We start from the raw sequence: 5,784 nt of genomic DNA, 5'->3' as shown, positions 1-5,784 counted from the left end.
CAGCACGCACGCCGCCACCTGGGGCACGGTGACTTGATGCGGACGGTTCGGATGCGCAGAACGTGGCAGCGCCGTTTGGCTCAGGTGATAGGCGAGACGCGCAACGTTGCCAGAACGGCTTGCTCGCGGGTGCAGGAGCCATTGTTACCACATTTAATCAATGGTTGCAACAGAGCAGCTTTTTGAAACAAGTTCCAGTCGTAGTCGAAGCGGGGCATGACCATCAAAGCCCCGCTCCATACTACATACTACTCATTGCATTACCCAAATTGCCACCTATGCGGTGAGCAGGCCATAGAGTCTGACTGTCAGCAAACACGACGTTGCACTAAACACCGTATGGCACAACCGCACGAACGATGCAGGTAGTAAACAGTTCCTATAGATGTGCTACGTTACGCCTCACGGTATCAACCCGGATTATACTCATCCTCTGTGTCTCTGTGGTGATAAAGGTGGCGACTCGGTTTTGCATTAAAATTCGGAGAAGACGATTCGTGGTGCCTTGTTACGTCCGTGCTCAACCTCCTCGAAGGCTTCATTGACCTGATCCAGCTTTCGCGTCTCGAAGAACACTCGCGTCTTGCCCACAGCATGTAACGCAAATGTTTCTGCCAGGTCGGCGCGGGTTCCAACAACCGAACCCATGACGTGAATACCGTTGAGCACTGTCTCGAAGATTGGCAACTGAATCATGTTATCAGCCGGAAGCCCAACGAAAACCAGTCGCCCGCCACGTCGCAATGATCGATAAGCCTGCTCAAAAGCCTTCGGTGAAACGGCTAAACAGATGGCTGCGTCAGCACCGCCCCACTTCTTCAGTTCTTCAATGGGGTCCTGGGTGCTGGCATTAATGGTAATATCTGCACCAAGTTCGCGTGCTGTCTGTAATCGCTCATCCAGGAGATCAATAGCCGCTACCGTGGCCCCGACGATTCTGGCATACTGCAATGCCAGATGCCCCAATCCACCAACACCAAAGATAGCTACCAGCTCCGAGGGACGAGCTCCGGAGACCTTAACAGCTTTGTATGTGGTAACGCCAGCACAGGTTAACGGTGCGGCGTCAAGGGCAGAAATCCCAGCCGGAACAATACCCACATACTTCGCATACGCTTTTGCATACTGAGCATGTGCCCCATCAAGGAAATAGCCAGTATTCAGTTGACGCTCACAAAGCGTCTCCCATCCAGAAGCACAATATTTACACTCACCACAGGCGTACCCCAGCCAGGGGATTGCAACACGATCACCTTCCTTTACGTTAGTTACCCCTGCACCGACACTTTCAACAATGCCTATTCCTTCGTGCCCCGGAATGAATGGAAGTTTTGGTTTTACCGGCCAATCACCATGCGCTGCGTGTATATCGGTATGACAGAGTCCCGATGCCTCGATCTTGACCACAATCTCACCAAAGCCCGGCTCCGGCTTGGGAACTTCCTCGATGCGCAATGGTTGATGGAAGTCGTGAACTACAGCGGCTTTCATTGTTTTCATGGATCTTCCTCCTCTCGTGCACTTGAGTTGTCCTTATTGCTATCGAGTATTCTCAAATGACAACTCATGTCATTGTTTTAAACAAAACTTTATCGACCATCAACAGAAAAACAAGGAAATATCAATACTTCAAATATTGCAATTCTTCGTTAACATAACGACAGGCAAGAATAGCAAGACCAAACTCCTGCAATAGTAACATCTATATTTAGGTTTACAGGGGAGATACTGATGTGACGTAGTACGATACATGACAGAATATAGCACACACCCAACAACATGTCAATAATCTATACCACAAATCTCTAAAAAACGACATTTCTGTCATACTTTTTCAGGTTACATCGAAAACTGGCCATTAAGATGGAACAAAGAGGCATATCATATATCTACAAAAGGCTGTGTATCGACAAAGGTATTACGTATCACCCAAGTGATTGCTACAAAGCACTGCAACGGTGAATTGGTCGCACGATGGCACTAAAACTGGTGACGTGACGGACATGATACCCTTGCGGAGTAAAGATAGCGAGTGCGGAAGCATAGCCTCCGCACTATAGCGATATGATGTGTACAGTACTGCGTTGAAGGGGTTTTAGCAGCGGTGTGATCGACTCAGCAATCTGGAGATAATGCCGGGTTATGGGTATTGCGCAGGCCGCACGAGCGATGGAAGTGCTATCAGGTGACCGTGTGCGCTCAAACGCCACTCCCACCAATCAGCTCATCGATCCGCTCCAGCACATACGTTGGCTGATACGGCGAACGCTCCAGATCGGCGCGCTGGCTATCACCGGTCAAGACCAGAGCGGTATCCATGCCGGCGGTCACCCCCATGGCAATGTCGGTCATCAGACGGTCACCGACGATGATACAGCGCTCAGGCGGCAGGCCGATCAGGTTGGTAACAGTACGGGCCATAATCGGTGACGGCTTACCGACAATTACCTCACAACGGGTATCGGTGCAGGCTTCGATAGCGGCAATGATTGCAGCAGCATCCGGCTCACCGCCACCGGGCACCGGGCAGAACCGGTCGGGATTGGTCGCCACCAACCGCGCACCCGCCCGAATCGCATCAAAGGCGATTTGTAGCTTGCGATAGGTAAAAGTTCGATCAAACGAAGCAACCACAAAGGCGATTTCACCCGGTTTTTCACTCAGGGGAAAACCGGCTGCCTCCAGTTCACCAATGAGTGGTGCTTCGCCAACGACGAACAATGGCGCACCGGGCGCATTGGCCAGCAGCCATTCGACCATAACTGCGGAACTGTTCACAATCTCGTGCTCATCGGCAGCAATGCCCAGGCGCTGCAACCGCTCGGCATACTGACGACGTGTCTTCGTCGGATTGTTCGAGAGAAATGTGACCCGACGCCCCTCACGGCGTAGCGTTTGCAAGAGTTCAGCCGCACCGGACAAGAGAGTCTCACCCAGATAGATCGTACCATCAAGATCGAAAATATAACCGTCATACCGTGGAATTGTTTGCATGCTAGCTCCGGTATCTTGTTCACCATGCTCCATATCGCTAAAGATGGTATCACACAAACCACAGACGTGCGATACATACAATGCGTCGCACGTCTGCCATCGATCGCATCTGGTGTTTGGAAACCCTACAGACCGAAGAGATCAAGCATGTAACGGAGATTTTCCAGGCTAACCGGCTTCGCCAGAAAGAGGTTAGCGCCTGCATTTAACGCATACGGCTCAACAATGGGATCGGCAGAGATCATCACAATTGGCATAGTATACCCTTCCTGGCGCAAGGTGAAGGTTAGATCGATACCGTCCATCTTTGGCATATGGTAATCAGTGATGATCAGGTCGTACCATTGACGACGTGCCAGTTTCAAGCCATCGGCACCATGATTCGCCGTATCAACCTTCATACCACCACGCAATGCTTTCATTGCATTGTGCAAGAAAGAGCGCACATTGGCTTCGTCTTCTACAATGAGGATGCGCATAGTATATCTCATTCACTCTGTGCCTTTCATCACTTTACAAAACGTAATAGATCGCCAAATTTCCGCGTGCATCATTCGGTTTATCTTTTTGTAATAAGCTCTCCCACGCCGACCTGTGTTAAGATCAGTCACGTGCATACGGTGAAGGAGGTTCATATGCAGCAACGGCAACGGCTCGGTGTGGTCACTGGCGGTTCGCTTCAGGAAGGGTTAACAGTACGGCTCGATACCAATACTTCGGTTGAAGATATGCGCGTTGGCAAGTTTGTCGTCGTGAAGGGCCAGCGCTTCACCTTTTTCGCGATGGTGACCGATGTCCGGCTTGGGGCGACGACACCAAAGGTGATGATCGATCCACCACCGGCCGATGAGTTTTTTGCCAGCGTGCTTAGCGGTACCACAACCTATGGCGAACTTCGGCTCGATCTTCGTCTGATGCTGCCTCTCGACGGGAATGCTGATTTGTTGCCGGTTAAAACAGTGCCACCTCATTTCGCCCCGCTCTACGAGGCTAGCGAAGCCGACTTCACGCAAGTGTTTGGTCAAGAAGAGGGGAGCCGGTTTATGATCGGGACGCCGCTTGATATGGCGGTGCCGGTATGTATCGACCTGAATCGCCTGGTCGAGCGCTCGAATGGCGTCTTCGGGAAAAGTGGTACCGGTAAGAGCTTTCTGACCCGCCTCCTGGTATGCGGAGTGATTCTGAGCGACGTGGCCTCTAATCTGATCTTCGATATGCACAATGAATATGGATGGATGGCCCGCTCGGAAGGAAGTCATTTTGTTAAGGGGTTGCGTCAGCTCTTCGGGAGCCGCGTCCTGGTGTACAGTCTGGCCGATAGTGCGTTCAATCACGGGCAGATCGATGGCGAGATTGTGATCGGCTACGATCAGATCGAACCGGAAGATGTGCTGTTGTTGAGCGAGGAGCTGAATCTCAATCCTACCGCGGCTGAGACAGCCGAATTACTGGTTGACGAGTACCGCAATCAATGGCTGGCTAAGTTGTGGGAGATGAGTCAGGAAGCCTTGAAGGCATTTGCCGAACAGAAGAGTGCCAGTCTGGCCTCACTACAAGCCCTCAAGCGCAAGACGTTGCAACTGAAGCGTCTCGGCTTTGTCCACTCGCAGGCCGATCTATCAGTCGTCGATCATCTCATCAACGCGCTGATGGCTGGTCGGCATGTAGTGCTAAGTTTTGGTCGTTACGATGAGCCATTAGCCTATATGCTGGTTGCTAACATTCTCACCCGGCGTATTCACCAGCGCTGGCGCGAACAGACTGAACGCTATCTGCAAACGAAAAACGAAGCGGATCGCCCTCGTCCACTGATGATCACTATCGAAGAAGCGCACAAATTCCTTAACCCACGACTGGCGCGGCAAACCATCTTCGGTACGATTGCCCGCGAAATGCGCAAGTATAGCGTCACTTTGCTGGTTGTTGATCAGCGGCCCTCTTCTATCGACAGCGAGGTGCTCAGCCAGCTTGGTACGCGCATTACTGCCCTTCTGAGTGATGAACACGATATTGACGCCGTATTCACCGGTGTCGGCGGTAGCACCCGGCTCCGCGCTGTGCTGGCCAACCTCGACACCCGCCAGCAGGCACTTGTGCTTGGTCACGCAGTACCCATGCCGGTCGTGGTGCAAACCCGTGCCTACGATGAGCAGTTTTACCGCTATATCCAGCAACGCACCCAGCGTGCAGTTGATCTGGTACAGGTCCAGCAAGAGGTGGATGAGCTGTTTCCAGATTGAGGAGGGGCGATGGTGGTATGCGACACGCCTCCACCCCAATCCCGCTCCCGCGCTGCGGGAGCGGGGAGAACGGCGAGCTGCACTGGGACGTTCTAATGCGATAAACGTTGGGTTCGTTCGTATGCGCTGTCCGTTCCTCCCCCCAGCGGGGGAAGGTTAGGAGGGGGGCCGGGATTGCGGTTGACGGCGGCTGCGTTCTTTTGCGCTGTCCGTTCCTCCCCCCAGCGGGGCTATGCATTACCCACATGTCACGCTGCGTTAGACCCGGCTGCAAGCGTTCCCCGTGGAGACATCCCATCCACCGCCGATAGGTACTGGCCGTGGCCGCTGGTGCGCAGGCACGAATCTCGTGCAACATAACCGTCTACGCGCAGGTGTCGCATGCCTGCCTGACCGACTCGCTGATTGGCACGAGCACATTCAGCACCCCCGTGACCAGGATGGGGAACCGTATGCCACGCGCCGGATCGTGAGTACGGCTGGCGCGGCAGCATGGCTGCCGCACTCCAAACTGCGCGACACGCACATGATGCACGTGTAAAGCAACCCA

At 53.1% G+C, this 5,784-nt stretch carries 5 protein-coding genes and 1 pseudogene; 1 reads left to right on the top strand and 5 read right to left on the bottom strand.

Features of this window, described 5'->3' with window-relative positions; genetic code table 11:
* Positions 1-80: 80 nt before the first annotated feature.
* The 4 genes from VAE55_RS04080 to VAE55_RS04065 all read right to left on the bottom strand — a co-directional run bounded on the left by VAE55_RS04080 (position 81) and on the right by VAE55_RS04065 (position 3,473).
* On the bottom strand, positions 81-227 hold the full coding sequence (locus tag VAE55_RS04080) for a hypothetical protein (RefSeq protein WP_322814533.1): 147 nt from the start codon (positions 225-227) through the stop codon (positions 81-83).
* Positions 228-474: 247 nt separating this feature from the next.
* On the bottom strand, positions 475-1,500 hold the full coding sequence (adhP, locus tag VAE55_RS04075; protein WP_322814532.1) for an alcohol dehydrogenase AdhP: 1,026 nt from the start codon (positions 1,498-1,500) through the stop codon (positions 475-477).
* Positions 1,501-2,199: 699 nt separating this feature from the next.
* Complete coding sequence (locus VAE55_RS04070) at positions 2,200-2,994, bottom strand: HAD-IIA family hydrolase (protein WP_322814531.1); 795 nt, start codon at positions 2,992-2,994, stop codon at positions 2,200-2,202.
* A 125-nt stretch (positions 2,995-3,119) separates the two neighbouring features.
* Positions 3,120-3,473 (bottom strand): response regulator, encoded by a 354-nt coding sequence (locus VAE55_RS04065; protein ID WP_322814530.1) that lies wholly within the window; start codon positions 3,471-3,473, stop codon positions 3,120-3,122.
* 156 nt (positions 3,474-3,629) lie between these two features.
* Here VAE55_RS04065 and VAE55_RS04060 point away from each other — a divergent pair, with 156 nt between their 5' ends.
* A complete protein-coding gene (locus tag VAE55_RS04060; protein ID WP_322814529.1) occupies positions 3,630-5,234 on the top strand; it encodes a helicase HerA domain-containing protein in 1,605 nt (534 codons plus the stop codon).
* Between the two features lie 364 nt (positions 5,235-5,598).
* On the opposite strand, the pseudogene VAE55_RS04055 reads toward VAE55_RS04060, so the two are convergent.
* A pseudogene (locus tag VAE55_RS04055) lies at positions 5,599-5,784 on the bottom strand (hypothetical protein); the annotation flags it as partial.

The organism is Chloroflexus sp., from assembly GCF_034432675.1.
In the GTDB taxonomy this organism is placed as follows: Bacteria; Chloroflexota; Chloroflexia; order Chloroflexales; family Chloroflexaceae; genus Chloroflexus.
This window is presented reverse-complemented; position numbering and strand designations above follow the sequence as displayed.

Coding starts and splice junctions, on each gene's coding strand:
- VAE55_RS04065 (WP_322814530.1), bottom strand. CDS start 3,473: ATGCGCATCCTCATTGTAGAAGACGAAGCCAATGTGCGCTCTTTCTTG.
- adhP (WP_322814532.1), bottom strand. CDS start 1,500: ATGAAAACAATGAAAGCCGCTGTAGTTCACGACTTCCATCAACCATTG.
- VAE55_RS04070 (WP_322814531.1), bottom strand. CDS start 2,994: ATGCAAACAATTCCACGGTATGACGGTTATATTTTCGATCTTGATGGT.
- VAE55_RS04060 (WP_322814529.1), top strand. CDS start 3,630: ATGCAGCAACGGCAACGGCTCGGTGTGGTCACTGGCGGTTCGCTTCAG.